The sequence below is a fragment of the Citrobacter amalonaticus genome (assembly GCF_018323885.1).
Classification (GTDB): domain Bacteria; phylum Pseudomonadota; class Gammaproteobacteria; order Enterobacterales; family Enterobacteriaceae; genus Citrobacter_A; species Citrobacter_A amalonaticus.
The window spans coordinates 2,172,078-2,190,687 of record NZ_AP024585.1; the positions used below are offsets into that span (position 1 = coordinate 2,172,078).

Genomic DNA, 18,610 nt, shown 5'->3' on the forward strand with positions numbered 1-18,610 from the left:
CAGATTATGTGGTCAGAATATGCGCTGGAAGTGGTCGATGCCGTGGCACGCAACGGGAGCTTCAGTTCCGCGGCCCAGGAGTTGCACCGGGTGCCTTCAGCGGTCAGCTATACGGTTCGCCAACTGGAAGAGTGGCTGGCCGTCCCGCTTTTTGAACGTCGCCATCGTGATGTGGTGTTAACGCCGGCGGGCGCCTGGTTTTTGAAAGAAGGCCGCTCTGTCATCAAAAAAATGCAGATCACGCGTCAACAGTGTCAGCAGATCGCTAACGGCTGGCGTGGGCAACTCCCCATTGCGGTGGACAATATCGTGCGCCCGGAACGCACGCGGCAATTGATCGTCGATTTCTACCGCCACTTTGATGACGTGGAACTACTGGTCTTCCAGGAGGTGTTTAATGGCGTCTGGGACGCGCTGTCAGATGGTCGGGTCGAACTCGCCATCGGGGCAACCCAGGCGATCCCGGTTGGCGGACGATACACTTTCCGCGATATGGGTAAGCTGAGCTGGTGTTGTGTCGTTGCCAGTACGCATCCGCTGGCCGCCATGAGCGGGCCGTTAAGCGATGACACGTTGCGCAACTGGCCGTCGCTGGTGCTGGAAGATACCTCCCGCACGCTGCCGAAACGCGTGACTTGGCTGCTGGACAATCAGAAGCGGGTGGTGGTGCCGGACTGGGATTCTTCCGCGACCTGTATCAGCGCCGGACTCTGTGTCGGCATGGTCCCGACACATTTCGCCAAGCCGTATCTCAACAAGGGGCAGTGGGTCGCGTTAAATCTGGAGAATCCTTTCCCGGATGCGGCCTGTTGCCTGACCTGGCAGCAGAATGATATGTCACCTGCGCTGATCTGGCTGCTGGACTATCTGGGAGACAGTGAAACGCTGAACAAAGAGTGGCTGCGGGAGCCCGATGAGACTCCCGCAGAAGAGGCTTAACGACGGTAGTCGCGGAACGGGCCATCCGCCACGGAGCGGCGCTCCACCAGGCGCGGGTGGACTTCAATAGACTGCGACTCTTCGCGTTTATTGACGATACGGTCCAGTAACATATTAAAGGCCGTCTCACCCAGTGAATCTTTCGGCTGGTGGATGGTGGTCAACGCTGGTGTAAAGAAGCGGGCGTTGCGCACGTTGTCGTAGCCTATCAGCGACACGTCCTGCGGGACGCGCAGACCCATCTCATCAGCGGCGCAAAGGGCGCCCATCGCCATGACATCGCCGCCACAGAAGACCGCCGTTGGGCGATGCGCCTGCGACAGAATTTGCTGCATGGCGCGGTAGCCGGATTCCGGCTCGAAGTCGCCTTGAACAATCCAGTTTTCAGGCACTTTAATCAGCGCTTCATCCATCGCTTTCATAAATCCGGCCAAACGGCCTGCGCCGGTGTTACGCTCCATCAGTCCTGGGATCACGCCAATTTCGCGATGCCCTCGCTCGACGAGGTAACGGCCTGCCATGTAGCCGCCCTCGAAGGCGTTATCAATCACCGTATCAGTGAAGTCGGCTTTGGCTTCGCCCCAGTCCATCACCACCATTGGGATATGACGATATTCTTCCAGCATCGAGAGCAGGGGATCGGGGTATTCGGAACACATTACCAGCAGGCCATCAACGCGTTTTTGCGCCATCATCGACAGATAGGCACGCTGCTTTTCCAGGTTGTTCCAGACGTTGCCGAGGATCAGGGTATAGCCCTTCTGGAAGCAGTTCTTCTCAACCGCTTCAATAATTTCAGCAAAATAGGGGGCTTCGCTGCTCGTCGCCAGCAAACCGATAGATTTGGTATGGTTAACTTTCAGGCTACGGGCAACCGCGCTGGGGGAATAGTGCAATTCTTTGATTGCCGCCCACACTGCATTGCGTGTTTCTTCAGCGACGAAACGCGTTTTGTTAATTACGTGTGACACGGTTGTAGTGGAAACGTTTGCGCGCTTCGCTACATCTTTAATTGTTGCCATTAAATCTCACTCCAGACCCAACCTGAACATTAAATTACGCCAAGTAAACGTTTGCCTTTACTCATCCTGTGCCCAACGTCAGGGCTGCGGCACGCCGGGAAACGACACGGAACGTCAGGAAGGGGTCAATGGCCGGTACGCTAATCAAGTAAGCGTCGAATTTTGTCTGATCTTTACGAAAAGGGGAAGTATTAAAAGCACATATCACTCTAAATCGTGGGAGATTTTTACACTCAAGTGTGTAAAAATGCGCTATATCACTTTTTGTGTGGGTATAAAAAGGAGAAAAGTTGATGAGCACCGATCTGAAATTTTCATTAGTGACCACGTTTATTGTCCTGGCTTTAATCGTTGCGGGCGGCCTGACGGCGGCACTGCACTGATCCCCTCGGGGGAGTTCCTGCTCCCTCGAACCTCCCGCCATATTGTTATTGAATCTGCAAAAGTCTTTTGTATTTTTGTTAACTTCTCTTTTTTTGTGATTGATGTCATGCTTTTGACTCTTTGTTAAGCATCGCGCCCTGTCGCGAAGAGCCGGAGTCATCACTGCATGAAAATCAATTATCCGTTACTGGCGCTGGCCATTGGTGCGTTTGGCATCGGCACCACCGAATTCTCGCCAATGGGATTGCTGCCCGTCATCGCGCGTGGCGTTGATGTGTCTATTCCCGCGGCAGGTATGCTGATTAGTGCCTATGCGGTTGGCGTGATGGTCGGCGCGCCGTTGATGACGCTGTTGCTGTCACATCGCGGACGCCGTAATGCGCTCATTTTTCTGATGGCTATCTTTACGCTCGGTAACGTGCTCTCGGCGATTTCGCCGGATTACACCACGCTGATGTTGTCACGTATTTTAACCAGCCTTAACCACGGCGCATTCTTCGGCCTGGGCTCGGTGGTGGCGGCAAGCGTGGTGCCGAAGCACAAGCAGGCGAGCGCCGTTGCGACCATGTTTATGGGGCTGACCATCGCCAATATCGGCGGTGTGCCGGCGGCGACCTGGCTGGGTGAAACCATCGGCTGGCGGATGTCGTTTATGGCGACAGCGGGGCTGGGCGTTATCTCGATGTTGAGTCTCTTCTTATCATTGCCAAAAGGCGGTGCCGGGGCGCGCCCGGAAGTGAAAAAAGAGCTGGCGGTGCTGATGCGTCCTCAGGTGCTCTCCGCGCTACTGACTACCGTACTGGGAGCGGGCGCCATGTTCACGCTCTATACCTATATTTCGCCTGTTCTGCAAAGCATCACCCATGCGACACCGGCCTTTGTGACCGGGATGCTGGTTCTGATCGGTGTGGGCTTCTCCATTGGCAACTACCTCGGAGGGAAACTGGCCGATCGCTCGGTTAATGGCACGCTGAAGGGCTTTTTGCTGCTGCTAATGGTAATTATGCTGGCGATCCCTTTCCTGGCGCAGAATGAACTGGGCGCGGCGGTCAGCATGGTGGTCTGGGGGGCGGCAACCTTTGCGGTCGTCCCTCCGTTACAAATGCGCGTCATGCGTGTGGCTCATGAAGCGCCGGGTCTCTCATCTTCCGTGAACATTGGCGCGTTTAACCTTGGAAATGCGCTGGGCGCTGCGGCTGGCGGGGCCGTCATTTCAGGCGGATTAGGCTACAGCTTTGTTCCTGTGATGGGGGCGATTGTGGCGGGTATGGCGCTGTTGCTGGTGTTTGTCTCGGCGAGAAAACAACCTGAACAGGTGTGCGTCGCCAGTTAACGGCAGGACAAAAACGCAGAAGGGATTCCCTTCTGCGTTATCTTTTTTACGCGGCGAAGTTCTTCGCTACAAACTCCCAGTTTACCAGCGCCCAAAAGTGTTCCAGGTAGCCAGGACGCGCATTGCGGTAGTCAATGTAGTACGCATGCTCCCATACGTCGACGGTCATCAACGGCGTGGCGTCGGTGGTCAACGGCGTGCCAGCGTTGGAGGTTGAAACGATAGCCAGCTTGCCCTCTTTTCCTTTAACCAGCCAGGTCCAGCCAGAGCCGAAGTTTTTGATCGCCGCGTCGGTAAATTGCGCTTTGAACTCGGCAAAGCTGCCGAAAGAGGCGGCAATCGCGTCAGCCAGTTCGCCGGTTGGCTCGCCACCAGCATTCGGTGCCAGGCAGTTCCAGTAGAACGTGTGGTTCCAGACCTGAGCAGCGTTATTGAACACGCCGCCTTCTGAACTGCGTACGATCTCTTCCAGTGATTTCCCTTCAAAGGCGGTTCCTTTGATCAGGTTGTTCAGGTTGGTGACATAGGTCTGATGGTGTTTGCCATAGTGATATTCCAGCGTCTCGGCGGAAATGTGCGGCGCAAGCGCATCTTTGGCATACGGTAGTGCAGGTAATTCGAACGACATTGCTTCTCTCCTTATTATTAATAGTATTTCGCGCAATAACCTTATTGTGCGTAAGGATAGGGTAGCAAATTGAAAGGTGAGACAAAAGATGAACTTACCCTGTTGCGTTAACAACAGGGTAAAGTTTTAACGAATAGTTTTGGGCGTCATGACCCGGCGAGCGCCGACATAGTGGCGTTGCCAGTAATCTTCGCTGAGCGATGTGATCTGGATTTCCTGACCGCTGCGCGGTGACTGAATAAATTTGCCGTTGCCGACATAAACGCCGACGTGATCGGCAGTACCACGTCCCTGAGTGCGGAAGAACACCAGATCGCCATTTTTCAATTCCCCACGATCAATCGGTGCGGCATCACGCAGGTGATACATTTCATTTGCTGTGCGCGGAATACGGAATTTAACCAGATCTTTATAAGCGTAATAAACCAGACCGCTGCAATCGAAACCGGTGCGCGGAGACGTACCACCCCAGCGGTACGGCTTGCCAATCTGACTCATTAATTTGTTCATCGCCGTGCTGGTCGCTTTTTGCACTTTCACTTTATGGGCATCCGCAATCTTTCCTGACGCCGTGTTCTTCACTTTCACACACGTCGGCTTGTGTCCTTTACGCGGGGTGCACTTTTCACTCCAGCTGACAGCGGCTGTCTTTTTCGCAGCGACGGTTTTACTTTTGCGACTGGCTGTTTTGCTGGTTTTGGCAGAGGCGGTGATTTTTTTCTTAGAAGAAGAGGCGGTTTTCGTGCTGGTTTTGCTGGTCGTTTTCCTGGCGGTTTTTTGATTGGTTTTATTCGTTTTTTTTGCTGTTGCCGTACTTTTCTTTTTGTTGCTGGTTTTCTTACTATCCGTAAGACCAGCCGTATCCCTGGCTTGCTTGGACGCATGTGCCATCGGCATAAAGGGAATCGTTGTAAATAGCAAAGCACAGAGCGTGAGGGAAAGTCGGTTTATCCGCGCCACTGAGCATTCCTCTGTTAAGGCAGGTCGCAATCATACCTGCGTGTGATTTACAAAACCTGATGATTCTAATCTATAGAAACGAATAAAGTTAATAGCTTTTATTGTTAAAAATACGGTTTCGCTATTGAGTGCAAAAAAAAACAGCAGCCAAAGCTAAATCTGCTTATTTAGCGCACACTTTCGACACAGGCACTGAGGAAACTATTATTGGGAATGCAACTTATGCGTTCAGACGATAAAATAGTAAAGCGTAATGAAAATGTTATTTTCCGATGTCGCTCTGAAACGCTACAATGTCAGTCGACTGCCGTAAAAGAAGTTAAGGAAGCAAGACAATGAGCACCACTATCGAAAAAATCCAGCGCCAGATCGCTGAAAACCCGATTCTCCTGTATATGAAAGGTTCTCCAAAACTGCCAAGCTGCGGCTTCTCCGCCCAGGCTGTGCAGGCACTTTCCGCCTGTGGTGAGCGTTTTGCCTATGTGGATATTCTGCAAAACCCGGATATTCGCGCAGAACTGCCAAAATATGCAAACTGGCCGACCTTCCCACAGCTGTGGGTTGATGGTGAACTGGTTGGCGGCTGCGACATTTTGATCGAAATGTACCAGCGCGGCGAACTGCAGCAGTTGATCAAAGAGACCGCTGCAAAATACAAATCTGAAGAATCAGACGCTGAGTAATCAGTAGACGGTTAAAGGGGAGCTTTTCCTGACTCAGGTTAAGCTCCTTTTCATTTCTGCGCTTCCTATCCCCAGTCCAGCCCCTGCGGCGAACTGGAAAACCCGACTTCCCGTAGCAGGGTAAAGATAGGGGTTTGCCGTACCGGTTTATCGTTAACTTCCGACAGTGTGAAACGCAGTCGCGGTTCACGGCGTAAGGCGCTCGCCAGCGCCCTGAAAATCTCCGGCGAAGGCATTTCCTCATTTTCTGTCCAGATCATCATCTTTTTTCCTCCCTGAGCAAGGTACAGCCGCAACTGTCCAGCGGAAATCACGACAAACGCGCCGTTACGCCGCCCGGGGACCAGAGATGACGGATGCGTCGGCCACGGTAGTAGCGTTCCCCAGGGATTAGCGGGATCGTTCGCAGATAGCGCCACCGCCGTAAACGCCTGTTGTTCAGACGTCGACGACGTCAGATCGCGAAGACGATCGACAGTGTCCCGCTCGGCAAACTGTGCGCCGCCCATTCCCTCCACGAACCGCCCACGCAGAATTCGCCCAGAATCTTCCATGCTTCGGCACAGCGTCTGCATGGCGGGAAAGCCGCCAGGCACATTCTCGGCAATCACGGCCTGGCGACCAATTACGCCGTAGCGATCGAGCATATTCTCGGCACAGGCCAGCATCCTTTCAGTATCATTCAACGTCTCTCGCGGCAGCAGCGACCAGCGACCGGCCAGCGCAGGCGTGGTGTAAGAAACCGGTACAGCGATGGACGAGAGGCGCGGCGCGGCATAAGCCGGGCGTCCACGACGCATACGCGGCGAACGTCGTGACGGCTGGCGCGATGCGGCGACAGTACGCGTCAGGCCACGCAGCGGAGCCCAGATATCGGTCGTGATATACCCTTGCCAGACCAGACCCCAAAGTGCCTCATGCAGCGTGGCTGGCGTTAACCACTCGTCACCGCCAGCGTCTGCCGCACGCGTCTGAATCAACGCGCTAAGTTGCTGCGCAAACCATGCGCCACCACCAGAAAGAACGTCCAAAATTGCGCGCTGTAAGTCTGAAATCGCCTCGCTGTCACCGGATGGCGGGGAAAGCGTTTCTGCCAGGTAATCCCGTAAATGCAGTACCACCCGTCCATCATCGTCGCCCAGTTTCTTTTGTCCTGACCAGATGACTTCACCCGTCGCCAGCAACTCATCGAGCATATCCGGTGAATAATCACGGACACGAGCAGGGAAAATCTGGCTTTCCCACAACGAGGCAGGCAGGCCGACTCCGGCCAGTTGTTCAATAACACGCGTGACGCCGTCACTTCCTTCCAGCGTACCCGTGGAGGAGGACGGAAGGCGCGCAGGGCTGCCGTCGGCGGATGAAATAAGTCCCTGACGCTCCAGCAACAGTCGGGTGTAGCTCGTTGCCGGAACCGGACGGGTTGCCTCTCTTGCCGCATGCAGCGAGCGGATGCGAAGACGATGAAATACGTCCTCATTCACCCACGTTGACGCTTCGTCAGGCGTGGCAGAAGTACTGGCACGCAACGGAATGAGGACACCCTCATCGCGCAATTGACGCAGTTGATCGCCGGCGACGGCTACCCCCAACCCGAACGTCTGCGCAATCTGGGTGCGAGTAAACAACGTGTGGGTACGGCTGAAGCGTAGGAAAAGATCGCGCAGCGGCGCGTTCACCGGATGCAGCCACGCCGGTGAAATCGTCGCAGGCAGGCGAATACCCAGCGCGTCACGAAGTCTGGCTGCATCGTCCGTGCAGGCCATCTGCGCCGTGTCCGCGATAACGACCGGGAAAATACGTTTTTCAGCGGACAGCTCATCAAGCCATGTCCTGATGTCAGCGAGCGTTCCTTCGTGTCTGGCGGCAATTTCGTCGACGCTCATTGGTCCCAGTTCGCGCAGTAAATCGTAAACGCCTTCCATCCCCTGGGCTTTCCTGCCCGCCGCCCGCCGCTGAAGTTCATCTTCAACCTGGCGGATAATTTCCGGGTCAAGCAACTCCAGTGGATCGCCCTGGCCTAACAGGTTGCCCAGCAGTTCGCTGTCCAGCGCCAGTACCGAAGCCCGACGTTCCGCCAGCGGCGCGTCGGTGGCGTACATAAATTCCGCGACGTAGCCGAAGAGTAGATCGGTGGCGAAGGGTGAGGGGGTTGGCGTGGTCACTTCAGAAATCTGGATCTCGCCGGTGTTCAACCGGCGTATGACCTGCTCAAGTGCGTCGAGATCGTAAACGTCCTGCAGGCACTCACGAGCCGTTTCCAGAATAATGGGGAAATCAGGATAGCCCGCCGCGATTTCCAGAAGCTGACTGGCGCGCAGGCGTTGCTGCCAGAGCGGCGAACGACGCCCTGGCGTGCGGCCCGGCATCAGCAGGGCGCGGGCGGCGCATTCTCTGAAGCGGGCAGCAAACAGTGCCGTACTGCTGACGGCCTCCCGGACAATGCGCAGCAGTTTTTCCGGTTCAAACAGGAAAATAGCGGCATCGGGCAGTTTCCCGTCGCTGTCCGGTATGCGCGCGACAATCCCATCATCACTGGCAACAATCGACGCGTCAGCCCCCCACTGCGCATGGAGGCGTCCGGCAATCGCCAGCGCCCAGGGCGCGTGTACCCGACGACCATAAGGGGAATGCAGAATAACCCGCCAGTCACCCATTTCATCGCGACAGCGCTCAAGCACCAGATGACGACTCCAGGGGAGCACGCCCGTAGCATTTTTTTGATCGTCAATTAACCCTTTGATATTCGACAGAACATTGTCATCGCGCAGTCGGGGTGAGAGCCGGCGTTCTGCGTTGTCATCGGACATCGTATGGATAAAATCACCAATGCGTTCTCCCAGTTCCGCCGGGCGCCCGACGCCTTCGCCGCGCCAGAACGGCAGTCTGGCCGAGCGTCCGGGCGCGGGGACAACGATAACCTGATCGCGGGTGATTTGTTGAATTCGCCACGAGGTAGCACCCAGCGTGATGATGTCGTTGACGCGTGACTCGTACACCATTTCTTCATCCAGTTCGCCTACGCGACGCGATCCGGCTTGTTCATCCCCTTCGGGAAGCAGCACGCTGAACATGCCGCGGTCCGGAATGGTACCGCCGCTGGTTACCGCCAGAAGCTGCGCGCCAGGACGGGCCGTTAATAACCCGGTTTCGCGGTTCCAGATTATGCGCGGTCGGAAGACGGCAAAATCGCCGGAGGGATAGCGCCCTGCCAGCATATCCAGCGTGGCGTCAAATGCGCTTCTCGGCAAATCCTGCCACGGTGAAGCCCGGCGGACGAGGGCATACCAGTCATCAACATTGAGTGGATCCATTGATACGGCAGCAACGGTTTGCTGCGCCAGAATATCCAGCGGGTTGCGTGGCGGCGTCAGCGTTTCCAGTTGTCCGGCGTACATACACTCGACGATGACGGCAGAGTCAATCAGATCCCGACGGGTTCTGGGGTAGAACAGCCCCTTTGATACCCCGCCGACCTGGTGACTGGCGCGCCCGATGCGCTGCAGGCCGCTGGCGACAGAAAGGGGCGTCGCCACCTGAATCACCAGATCAACCGCCCCCATGTCGATCCCCAGTTCCAGACTGGAGGTCGCCACCACGCAGCGAAGTTCGCCGGATTTCAGCGCATGCTCGGTGACGGCGCGCTGTTCTTTGGACACCGAACCATGATGCGAACGGGCAATGTATTCTGCGGCGTCCTGCGCCCGGTTACTGGTGGACCCGGTTAGCGAGTCAAAGTGCACCGGCTCTGCCTGCGGTTGGGGCAACGCTTGTCGTCGCGAGAGATACAGCTCGTTCAGGCGGGCCGTCAGCTTTTCCGCCAGCCCACGCGAGTTGGTGAAAACAATGGTGGAACGATGGCTAAGGATTTGATCGAGAATACCGGCTTCAATGCGCGGCCAGATGGAACCTTCTCGCCCCTTGTGAATGGCCTCGCCGCTGTCGCTATTGTCCGCTAAGACGTCATCAAGATTGGCGGCTGGAGCGACGATGTGGATATCCGGGTGACGGGTAGAAGGCGGATTGATAACGGTAACCGGACGATCGCCGCCCAGAAAAGCGGCAACGGCTGTAACCGAACGCACGGTCGCCGACAAACCAATGCGCTGCGCCGACGTTGCCAGAAGCGCATCCAGCCGTTCGAGACTCAGCGCGAGATGCGCGCCGCGTTTTGTGCCAGCTACCGCATGTACTTCATCGACGATCACCGTTTCAACGCCGCGCAGCGTCTCTCTGGCGCGGGAGGTGAGCATCAGATAAAGCGACTCCGGCGTGGTGATCAGAATATCGGGCGGATGACGACTCAGCTTCGCACGCTCCTGAGGCGACGTATCGCCGGTGCGGATCCCAACCCGAATAGCCACCTCTGGCGCGCCGGATTTCTTCCGTTCTTCGCTAATCCCCAGCAGGGGAATTTGCAGGTTGCGCTGGACATCCGTACCCAGGGCTTTTATCGGGGAAATATAGAGGATTCGGGTGACTTTCTTTTCTTTGTCGGAGGAGGAGGTGGCGTGCGCTGCCTCGCCTTCACGAAACAGGCTATCCAGGGCATAGAGAAACGCGGCAAGGGTTTTCCCCGAACCGGTCGGGGCGATCACCAGCGCGTGCTGATTCGCGGCGGTCACGGCCCACGTTTGCGACTGTACCGGCGTAGGATGCTGAAATGCCGAGGTAAACCAGTCGCGGGTTGCCGGTGAGAAAATATCCGGCAGCGGAGGCGGCGCATTTTTTGCTGACATGTTCCCTGTCCCTTTAGCGATGTTGGCGAATCAAGACCTTTTAACAGAATAGCGGGAAATGCGCAGGGTGTATTGATACTGGTCAAATATACAGTATAGGTGGACGGGGGAGCGGCCTGATAAACAGCGTTATCAGACCCTTTGAATCAGGCTTCTTCAGGTAGCGGTAACGGCCAACCGCCGAGACGCTTCCAGCGGTTGACTATCTCGCAAAACAGCACGGCGGTGCGCTCGGTATCGTACAGCGCTGAGTGCGCCTGGGTACCGTCAAACTCCATGCCAGCCGCCAGACACGCTTTGGAGAGCACCGTTTGTCCCAGAGCCAGTCCGCTCAGGGCGGCAGTATCAAACGTCACGAACGGATGGAACGGGTTGCGTTTGAGCGACGCACGCTCAGCGGCAGCCATCATAAAGCTATGATCGAACGTTGCATTATGGGCGACCATAATGGCGCGACTGCAACCGCTGTCTTTAATGCCTTTGCGGACCATTTTGAAAATGGCGTGCAGGGCGTCATATTCACTCACCGCGCCACGCAGCGGGTTGGATGGATCGATACCGTTAAACGCCAGTGCTTCAGGCTGCAAATTTGCGCCTTCAAACGGTTCTACGTGGAATTGCAGCGTGCTGTCCGGCATCAGCCAGCCTTGTTCATCCATTTTCAGCGTGATGGCAGCTATTTCAAGCAGCGCATCGGTTCTGGCGTTAAATCCGGCCGTTTCAACATCAATGACGACAGGATAGAAACCACGAAAACGGTCGCACAGACCGGTAAGTTGAGCGTTATCGGACATCAGGGTCTCTTAGTACGGAAAAAATTGCAGCGCGCATTATGCCAAAAAAAGCGGAGTGATGCAGTAAAACAACGGGCGCAGAAAGCCACTGCGCCCGGCAGGAATCAGTTACCGAGACCTTTCCCGGCGTCCTTCTCTTCGATCAGCTCAATTTTGTAACCGTCCGGATCTTCAACAAAAGCGATCACGGTCATGCCGCCTTTAACCGGACCAGCTTCACGAGTGACGTTACCGCCATTCTGACGAATGCGCTCACAGGCTTCAGCCGCGTTATCGACGCTCAGGGCGATATGACCATAAGCCGTACCCAGCTCGTATTTGTCAACGCCCCAGTTATAGGTCAGTTCAATCACCGCTTCGTCACTTTCTTCGCCGTAACCGACAAATGCCAGTGAGTATTTGTATTCAGTGTTTTCACTGGTGCGCAGCAGCTTCATGCCGAGCACTTTAGTGTAAAAATCAATAGAACGTTGAAGATCGCCAACGCGCAGCATCGTATGAAGTAAACGCATGTTTTGTCCCCTTAAAAAATGGTCAATACATTCAAAATGTTGTTTTAGTATAGCGGCGTTTTTACGCCGCTATCAATGAAGGAATGCGATGGAGGGAATTAGAGCGTCGGGTAATCGGTGTAGCCTTCCGCACCGCCGCCGTAGAAACTTTCACTGCGTTGCGGGTTGAGTTCAGCTTTACGTTGCAGACGCGCCACCAGATCCGGGTTAGCGATGTAATCACGACCAAACGCGACGGCATCGATCAGACCCTTCTCAATTAAGGTCTCTGCTTTTTCACGCGTATAGGCGCCGGCACCGATAATCGGACCGTGGAAACGAGCGCGTACTTTTTCGCGGAACGCGTCGGTATACGGCTTGCCGCCAGCCCAGTCTGGTTCAGACATGTGCAGATAGGCGATGCCGCGTTTACCCAGTTCTTCAATCAGATACAGCGCATCGGCTTCTTCGTTCGGACCATTGTCGACATTCTGGAAGGTGCCAACAGGCGAAACGCGAATCCCGATACGGTCCGCACCCCATTCCTTAATACCGGCATCGACCACTTCCAGCACCAGGCGCGCGCGATTCTCCACGCTACCGCCGTACTGATCGGTACGATGGTTAGAAGAAGGGGAAAGGAACTGATGCAGCAGATAACCGTGAGCGGAGTGCAGTTCAACCAGATCGAAACCGGCTTCACGCGCATTGGCGATAGCCTGGCGGAAATCATTGACGATTCCCGGGATTTCATCGGTTTCCAGCGCGCGTGGCATAGAGGTATCCACTCGGATAGCCTGACCATTTTCATCACGCAGGGAAGTACGGGTCCCGGCGCTGATAGCGGATGCGGATACCGGCGGCTGTCCACCCGGTTGCAGGCTGGCGTGAGAAATACGGCCTGTGTGCCATAACTGAACGGCGATGTGGCCGTTTTCAGCATGAACACCGGCGGTGATTTTCTTCCATGCGGCGATCTGCTCATCACTGTGCAGGCCCGGCGCGCCGGCATAACCCTTCGCCTGTGCGGAAATCTGCGTCGCTTCGCTGATGATCAGACCCGCGCTGGCGCGTTGGCGATAATACTCGGCCATTAACGGAGTCGGGATGTCGCCAGGCTCAATGCTGCGCAGACGCGTCAGCGGGGCCATGAAAATACGGTTTGGTGCGGTGATCGCGCCCACTTTCAGTGGGGTAAACAGTTTATCTGATGACATAATGTTTTCCGTTATGAATAGACCGGTCGTCTAGTAAGCAGTTAAATAAAACGCCTGTTAAGCACCAGGCGTTGCGATAATATTTTTCACGTGTGCCAGCGCGTTTTCCAGCGGGGTGGCACTGCGAGAAATTTTGGCCTGCAGATTTGCTCCCAGCCACAGCGCATAAAGGATTTGCGCCTGCTGCAGTGGTTCTCCTGCAAACGTCAAACAATGACTATCACGTCCTTTTTCCAGCGCCTGCGCCAGGATGACCATAATTTTCCCGGCCCCCTGGTCCATTGCGGTGCGCATATCTTCCGACAGGTCGCACACTTCGGCGGAGAGTTTAACCGTCAGGCAGCCGCTGATGATTCCTTGCTGGCAAAACTGATTCAGGGTTTCCTGATAATAAGCCAGAATGCGATCGCGGTAATTGCCTGGCCCCGTGTCAAAATGCACCGTCAGCCGCTGATGATAACCGGCAAAATGCCGTTCCAGCATTGCGACGCCAAAGGCTTCTTTAGAGCGAAAGTAGTGATAAAACGATCCTTTCGGCACCCCGGCGGTTTTGAGCAACTCGCTCAGTCCCATACCGGTAAAGCCTCGCTGCATGCAAAGATGCTCACCGGTAGCCAGTAAGTGTTCGCGGGTATCGTACTCAGTTTGCTTGTTCATGGCAGGGAGTGTAATAGACCAGTCGGTCTAATGCAAGACAGGTTGCCAGAAATCGTGTTTACGTCTTCAATAGAGTGAAGACCTAATGAAGAGGAAAGGGCGTGGCAGAGCAGTTAGAGTTTTTTCCCGTTCAGAGCCCATGTCGGGGAATTTGCCAGTCAGATGAACGCGGTTTTTGCCGGGGGTGCCTGCGCAGTCGGGATGAGCGGTTCAACTGGCAAAAAATGAGCGACGCACAAAAACAAGATGTGCTGCGGTTATGCCGCCAGCGTCTGCTGCGTAAATTACGCGCAAATAAACCCGCCGCGCCAGAAGAACCTCAACAGCCTTCACTCTTTTAAGCCACTAATTGTATATACTCGCTGTAATTTACTTCACGAGGAAGCAGTTATGGTTCAGCGTATTACTCTTGCGCCACAAGGCCCGGAATTCTCCCGCTTTGTCATGGGATACTGGCGACTGATGGACTGGAATATGTCCCCCCGGGAGCTGGTGAGCTTTATTGAAGAGCACCTGGATTTAGGTGTCACGACCGTGGACCATGCGGATATTTACGGTGGCTATCTGTGCGAGGCCGCCTTTGGCGAAGCGCTGAAACTGGCTCCTCATCTGCGTGAGCGGATGCAGATCGTCACCAAATGCGGGATCGCCACCACCGCCCGTGCGGAAAACGCGCTCGGCCACTACATCACCGACCGCGATCATATTGTGAAAAGTGCGGAACAGTCGTTGATCAATCTGGCGACCGACCATCTGGATCTGCTGCTGATCCACCGCCCGGACCCGCTGATGGATGCCGATGAGGTCGCCGAAGCCTTCAAACATCTGCATCAGAGTGGAAAAGTGCGTCACTTCGGCGTCTCCAACTTCACCCCGGCGCAGTTTACGCTGCTGCAATCGCGCCTTCCGTTCACGCTGGCGACCAACCAGGTGGAGATCTCTCCGGTTCACCAACCGCTGCTGTTAGACGGCACCCTCGATCAGCTTCAGCAACTGCGTATTCGCCCAATGGCCTGGTCCTGCCTTGGTGGCGGACGTCTCTTTAATGACGATGCGTTCCAGCCGCTGCGTAACGAACTGGCGGTCATTGCGCAAGAACTGAATGCCTCTTCTATTGAGCAGGTGGTTTACGCCTGGATACTGCGTCTGCCGTCGCAGCCGCTGCCGATCATAGGCTCCGGAAAAATCGAGCGTGTACGTGCGGCAGTGAAAGCCGAGTCTCTGAAAATGAGTCGTCAGCAGTGGTTCCGTATCCGTAAAGCTGCACTGGGTTACGACGTCCCGTAAACGTAAAATCGAGGATCTCCGTTCAAAATCGCGTCACTGGTTTACACTTAACCGACATACATACAGAACGGAGGTCCTATGAAGCGATTGAGTCTGGCTGTGTTAACCCTGTTAGCCTGTGCGGGGGCGCAAGCCGCCAGTGAAACAGTGGAGATGAATCTGGTTACCCCGCAAGGTGTCGGGCAGTCCATCGGGGAAGTCACCATTGCGGAAACCGAGAACGGACTGGAGTTTACACCGGATCTGAAAGCGTTGCCGCCGGGAGAACATGGTTTTCATATCCATGCCAACGGCAGCTGTCAGCCTGCCATTAAAGACGGTAAAGCGTCTGCTGCTGAGTCTGCGGGGGGACATTTTGACCCGCACAAAACCGGTAAACACGCCGGACCGGATGGCGAAGGGCACCTGGGCGATTTGCCCGTGCTGGTGGTGAATGACGAAGGTAAAGCCATTGTTCCTGTCACGGCAACGCGCCTGAAATCTCTTAACGACATCAAAGACAAAGCGCTGATGATCCACGTCGGTGGCGATAATATGTCCGATCAGCCCAAACCCCTGGGCGGTGGTGGGGCGCGTTTCGCTTGTGGCGTGATCAAATAATCAGGACGTCAGCGACCCTTTTGGCGGCGCTTGTTCCAGTTGGGAAAGCGAACAATACAGTCGCCAGACGATCGCCGCCAGTTCTTGCGCGGCGGGTTGATGATGGTGAGAAAGCGTCTGGCAAATCCGCAGGAGTTCAGCCAGCGTCGCGGCAAGCGGTCGTTGCTGGACGCCGCGTTCGCTCATCACATCATGCAGTAAAGCAATACAGATGTCCCTGACCTGCGACAGCGGGTCAGAACGCGATTCCCAGCTGCGCAGTTGCCAGACGACGTGCGAACAGTTGAGCAACACCACGCCCCAGCGTAGCAGCCAACGCCGTGCCAGCGCATCCTGACTGTTGCTTAACTGACTGATATGGTGATAGGTCAGCGACTCGTACTCATTTTCACTGTACGTCGGATAACGGCTCAACTGATCGACAAAGCTCCGGCGCAGCGCCCGAATATGACGCCGGCTTTTGCGTGCATCCGAACCGGGACGCAAAATCGCGAACGCCAGCCATGACAACGCCACGCCGACAATCTTCGCCGTATTGTCATTCAGAAAATCGGCAAAGTCATAGACCGGCGGGTTGGTCACGGCGATAAACGAACCCATAAAGACAATCAGTTGCCCCCAAAGCCCCGCCAGTTTTGGCATCTGCAATTTCAATAATTGCATGGTGGTCAGCAAGGGGAACAAAAACAGCAGGAACTCCCACAGGTCACTAATCTGCACCATCAGCCCGAACTTGACCACGAAACTGAACAGCGAGAGCAATACCAGCGTGCGCATCAGCAGTGAGAGTGATTTAAACGGTGTGGCGACGACGGAGTAAAGCACGCTGCTGATGGCCGCCAGGGTCAGCGCCGCCGATCCCGATTCCCACTGTGAAACAATGCTCCATGTGCCAATCACCATTAGCGTGACGAAGGTGCGCAGGCCGCTCCAGAGGGCTTCTGCGTGGTCGGTATGCCGTGCCAGCGCCGGCGCGCGCGGAATGTTAACGGTAGTAAGCGGGCCGCCATTTTCAATCACGCGTAGCTGACGGCTGGTACGCAGATAGAGACGGCAGAAATAACGTAACCGCTGCCAAAAGGCGACGTGACGATAGTCGCTTACGTCGGTGGGGGCGAGTGGTGCAATAATCCGCGCGACGGCATAACTGTCAGTTTGTGAACGGGCCAGTGCTGTCAACAGTTGGTCAATAACATCACGTGTGTGGGCCGGAGGCGTCGGCCAGTTCAGTAACATTCTGCGCAGGCTCGAGATGACACTGGTCAGGCGCAGTTGATGGTGCAGCAGGACGTTCAGCAGCGCATTCTGACGCCGGAAGCGGTAATGGCTCCAGAATGCCTGAATACGCAGTAAATTCATTGTCAAAATCTGCCCGATCACCCCTTCGTGGGCCGAGCGGATGGCGTCAGTAGACTCAGGTTGCCACAGCAGGCTGGCGTGTTCCAACAGGCGCGCGTGCATGTTCTTCAGCGCGGTCAGTAGCGCGGTGCCATCGGAGGTGCTGGGCAAAATCATCATCATCGTGCCGCCGCAGAGGATCCCGACAATCACTTCGCAAACACGCGCCTGGGCGATATCCCAGAGTTGAGTGATGTCGACAATGTTCACCATCGGGAAGGCAATAATGGCGGCGGTGTATCCCGCGAGCTGGAAGGCATAAGCCACATTGTTGGTAAACTGCGCGCAGGCCCACGTACAGAAACCAATCCAGGCGGACATGCTCAACAAAAACAGCCACGGTTCGTTGAGCGTATGCCCGGCAAGAATTAACGCTGCGGTCGCCCCCAGCAGACTGCCGGCAATGCGCCCGAGACTTTTACTGATTACGCCGCCGACGGTGGGAAAACTGACCACGGCGGCGGAGGTCATCGCCCAATAGGGTTCATCCAGATTGAGATAGTAGGCAAACGTCAGCGCCAGGCACATCGCGAGGGTATTACGCAGGGCATAGCGCCACTGCCCGGCCGTCGCTTTCAGCCACGGCGTATTGCCCAGAGACACGCGCAGTCGCTTCATTTAGTTGGCGATCGCTACGCTACAGGTCGTGCCGGAAACGAGCGTTACGTCACGTGGAAGCTGGTCAAATTCGATACGCACCGGAACGCGCTGCGCCAGACGCACCCAGGGCACGTTGGGTTTAATATCCGGCACCAGACCGGAATCGCTCTCCACGCTTTGGTCGTAAATCGCGCGGCCAATGCTGGATACGTGACCCTGTAACTTAATATTGCCGCTGTAAAGTGTAATCTGGGCAGGTGCGCCTTCGCGGATATGACGCAGCTTGGTTTCTTCAAAATAACCCATCACATAGAAGGAGTGGCTGTCCACCAGGGCAAACAACGGTTGACCGGAGGTGGCGAAGTCACCGGTACGCGTCGACAGATTGGTTATCCACCCGGAGACCGGGGCGTGGACATCCGTCTGCGCCAGTTGCCACTGCGCCTGTCTGAGCGTCGCCTGAGCGACGTCTACGCTTGCCTGCATCGCTTTGACGTTCAGATTGGCGGTATCCAGCTCTTCAGCGGAGATAAAATTCTGCGATAAGTGACGACGGCGAGTGGCTTCGTTATTGGCTTTCGCCAGTTCCGATTGTGCTTTAGCCAGTTGCGCCTGCGCGTTGAGCTCGGCGATATGAAAAGGGGTCTTATCGATACGAAAAAGCAGATCGCCGGCGTTGACGAACTGGTTATCTTTTATCGGGAGATCGACGATGGCGCCGGACACCTGCGGCGTAACGCTGACCTGTTCGGCTCGCACCTTTCCGTCACGCGTCCACGGGGATTGCATGTAATAATTCCACATAAACCATCCCGCCAGAACGGCGAGGGTAGCAACCACAATGGTGGAGAAATATTTCAGTGTTTTCAGCGTCATAA

The 18,610-nt window shown here is 55.6% G+C and carries 16 protein-coding genes and 1 pseudogene; 7 read left to right on the plus strand and 10 right to left on the minus strand.

What is annotated here, in order from left to right:
• Nucleotides 1-6: 6 nt before the first annotated feature.
• A complete protein-coding gene (punR, locus tag KI228_RS10210) occupies nucleotides 7-939 on the plus strand; it encodes a DNA-binding transcriptional activator PunR (RefSeq protein ID WP_043000814.1) in 933 nt (310 codons plus the stop codon).
• Here punR and purR read toward each other — a convergent pair.
• Entirely contained in the window at nucleotides 936-1,961 is a 1,026-nt protein-coding gene (gene purR, locus KI228_RS10215; protein ID WP_044265381.1) for an HTH-type transcriptional repressor PurR, read from the minus strand. The genes punR and purR overlap by 4 nt on opposite strands.
• Nucleotides 1,962-2,254: 293 nt before the next feature.
• Between purR and cydH the strand changes: the two genes are divergently transcribed.
• Together cydH and KI228_RS10225 are read left to right on the plus strand one after the other, a co-directional pair.
• Nucleotides 2,255-2,344: a cytochrome bd-I oxidase subunit CydH gene (gene cydH / locus KI228_RS10220; RefSeq protein ID WP_086512609.1), complete on the plus strand. Its 90-nt coding sequence runs from the start codon at nucleotides 2,255-2,257 to the stop codon at nucleotides 2,342-2,344.
• 167 nt (nucleotides 2,345-2,511) lie between these two features.
• On the plus strand, nucleotides 2,512-3,678 hold the full coding sequence (locus KI228_RS10225; protein WP_043000812.1) for an MFS transporter: 1,167 nt from the start codon (nucleotides 2,512-2,514) through the stop codon (nucleotides 3,676-3,678).
• 46 nt (nucleotides 3,679-3,724) lie between these two features.
• Here KI228_RS10225 and sodB read toward each other — a convergent pair whose 3' ends face one another.
• Together sodB and KI228_RS10235 are read right to left on the minus strand one after the other, a co-directional pair.
• On the minus strand, nucleotides 3,725-4,306 hold the full coding sequence (gene sodB, locus KI228_RS10230) for a superoxide dismutase [Fe] (RefSeq protein WP_044254680.1): 582 nt from the start codon (nucleotides 4,304-4,306) through the stop codon (nucleotides 3,725-3,727).
• Nucleotides 4,307-4,432: 126 nt separating this feature from the next.
• Entirely contained in the window at nucleotides 4,433-5,266 is an 834-nt protein-coding gene (locus tag KI228_RS10235) for a C40 family peptidase (RefSeq protein WP_043000810.1), read from the minus strand.
• 335 nt (nucleotides 5,267-5,601) lie between these two features.
• On the opposite strand from KI228_RS10235, the gene grxD reads away from it, so the two are divergent.
• Nucleotides 5,602-5,949: a monothiol glutaredoxin 4 gene (grxD, locus tag KI228_RS10240; RefSeq protein ID WP_042319226.1), complete on the plus strand. Its 348-nt coding sequence runs from the start codon at nucleotides 5,602-5,604 to the stop codon at nucleotides 5,947-5,949.
• Nucleotides 5,950-6,014: 65 nt separating this feature from the next.
• Here the strand turns inward: grxD and KI228_RS10245 are convergent, their stop codons facing one another.
• The 5 genes from KI228_RS10245 to KI228_RS10265 form a co-directional block, all read right to left on the minus strand.
• Entirely contained in the window at nucleotides 6,015-10,688 is a 4,674-nt protein-coding gene (locus KI228_RS10245; RefSeq protein WP_061070168.1) for an ATP-dependent helicase, read from the minus strand.
• 146 nt (nucleotides 10,689-10,834) lie between these two features.
• On the minus strand, nucleotides 10,835-11,482 hold the full coding sequence (gene rnt / locus KI228_RS10250; protein WP_043000808.1) for a ribonuclease T: 648 nt from the start codon (nucleotides 11,480-11,482) through the stop codon (nucleotides 10,835-10,837).
• A gap of 104 nt (nucleotides 11,483-11,586) precedes the next feature.
• Nucleotides 11,587-11,994, minus strand: coding sequence for a lactoylglutathione lyase (gene gloA, locus KI228_RS10255; protein ID WP_061070167.1), 408 nt, complete (start codon nucleotides 11,992-11,994; stop codon nucleotides 11,587-11,589).
• Between the two features lie 98 nt (nucleotides 11,995-12,092).
• A complete protein-coding gene (gene nemA, locus KI228_RS10260) occupies nucleotides 12,093-13,190 on the minus strand; it encodes an alkene reductase (protein WP_044265372.1) in 1,098 nt (365 codons plus the stop codon).
• A gap of 57 nt (nucleotides 13,191-13,247) precedes the next feature.
• On the minus strand, nucleotides 13,248-13,847 hold the full coding sequence (locus KI228_RS10265; RefSeq protein WP_061070166.1) for a TetR/AcrR family transcriptional regulator: 600 nt from the start codon (nucleotides 13,845-13,847) through the stop codon (nucleotides 13,248-13,250).
• A 101-nt stretch (nucleotides 13,848-13,948) separates the two neighbouring features.
• Here KI228_RS10265 and KI228_RS10270 point away from each other — a divergent pair, with 101 nt between their 5' ends.
• The 3 genes from KI228_RS10270 to sodC all read left to right on the plus strand — a co-directional run bounded on the left by KI228_RS10270 (nucleotide 13,949) and on the right by sodC (nucleotide 15,734).
• Nucleotides 13,949-14,188: a DUF1289 domain-containing protein gene (locus tag KI228_RS10270; protein ID WP_043000804.1), complete on the plus strand. Its 240-nt coding sequence runs from the start codon at nucleotides 13,949-13,951 to the stop codon at nucleotides 14,186-14,188.
• Between the two features lie 49 nt (nucleotides 14,189-14,237).
• A complete protein-coding gene (locus tag KI228_RS10275) occupies nucleotides 14,238-15,134 on the plus strand; it encodes an aldo/keto reductase (RefSeq protein WP_043000803.1) in 897 nt (298 codons plus the stop codon).
• A 78-nt stretch (nucleotides 15,135-15,212) separates the two neighbouring features.
• Nucleotides 15,213-15,734 carry a superoxide dismutase [Cu-Zn] SodC gene (gene sodC / locus KI228_RS10280; RefSeq protein ID WP_043000802.1) on the plus strand — a complete coding sequence of 174 codons (522 nt, stop codon included), beginning with the start codon at nucleotides 15,213-15,215 and terminating at the stop codon, nucleotides 15,732-15,734.
• On the opposite strand, the pseudogene KI228_RS10285 reads toward sodC, so the two are convergent.
• Both KI228_RS10285 and KI228_RS10290 read right to left on the minus strand, forming a co-directional pair.
• A pseudogene (locus KI228_RS10285) lies at nucleotides 15,677-17,750 on the minus strand (FUSC family protein). The gene sodC and the pseudogene KI228_RS10285 overlap by 58 nt on opposite strands.
• Nucleotides 17,751-18,608, minus strand: a complete 858-nt coding sequence (locus tag KI228_RS10290) for an efflux RND transporter periplasmic adaptor subunit (RefSeq protein ID WP_061070164.1) — start codon at nucleotides 18,606-18,608, stop codon at nucleotides 17,751-17,753. It abuts the pseudogene before it with no gap.
• Nucleotides 18,609-18,610: the final 2 nt, after the last annotated feature.

What these genes read in the sequence shown, in the direction of transcription:
- gloA (WP_061070167.1), bottom strand. Translation starts at nt 11,994, where the DNA reads ATGCGTTTACTTCATACGATGCTGCGCGTTGGCGATCTTCAACGTTCT.
- cydH (WP_086512609.1), top strand. Translation starts at nt 2,255, where the DNA reads ATGAGCACCGATCTGAAATTTTCATTAGTGACCACGTTTATTGTCCTG.
- sodC (WP_043000802.1), top strand. Translation starts at nt 15,213, where the DNA reads ATGAAGCGATTGAGTCTGGCTGTGTTAACCCTGTTAGCCTGTGCGGGG.
- punR (WP_043000814.1), top strand. Translation starts at nt 7, where the DNA reads ATGTGGTCAGAATATGCGCTGGAAGTGGTCGATGCCGTGGCACGCAAC.
- purR (WP_044265381.1), bottom strand. Translation starts at nt 1,961, where the DNA reads ATGGCAACAATTAAAGATGTAGCGAAGCGCGCAAACGTTTCCACTACA.
- KI228_RS10245 (WP_061070168.1), bottom strand. Translation starts at nt 10,688, where the DNA reads ATGTCAGCAAAAAATGCGCCGCCTCCGCTGCCGGATATTTTCTCACCG.
- sodB (WP_044254680.1), bottom strand. Translation starts at nt 4,306, where the DNA reads ATGTCGTTCGAATTACCTGCACTACCGTATGCCAAAGATGCGCTTGCG.
- KI228_RS10275 (WP_043000803.1), top strand. Translation starts at nt 14,238, where the DNA reads ATGGTTCAGCGTATTACTCTTGCGCCACAAGGCCCGGAATTCTCCCGC.
- KI228_RS10265 (WP_061070166.1), bottom strand. Translation starts at nt 13,847, where the DNA reads ATGAACAAGCAAACTGAGTACGATACCCGCGAACACTTACTGGCTACC.
- KI228_RS10225 (WP_043000812.1), top strand. Translation starts at nt 2,512, where the DNA reads ATGAAAATCAATTATCCGTTACTGGCGCTGGCCATTGGTGCGTTTGGC.
- grxD (WP_042319226.1), top strand. Translation starts at nt 5,602, where the DNA reads ATGAGCACCACTATCGAAAAAATCCAGCGCCAGATCGCTGAAAACCCG.
- KI228_RS10290 (WP_061070164.1), bottom strand. Translation starts at nt 18,608, where the DNA reads ATGACGCTGAAAACACTGAAATATTTCTCCACCATTGTGGTTGCTACC.
- rnt (WP_043000808.1), bottom strand. Translation starts at nt 11,482, where the DNA reads ATGTCCGATAACGCTCAACTTACCGGTCTGTGCGACCGTTTTCGTGGT.
- nemA (WP_044265372.1), bottom strand. Translation starts at nt 13,190, where the DNA reads ATGTCATCAGATAAACTGTTTACCCCACTGAAAGTGGGCGCGATCACC.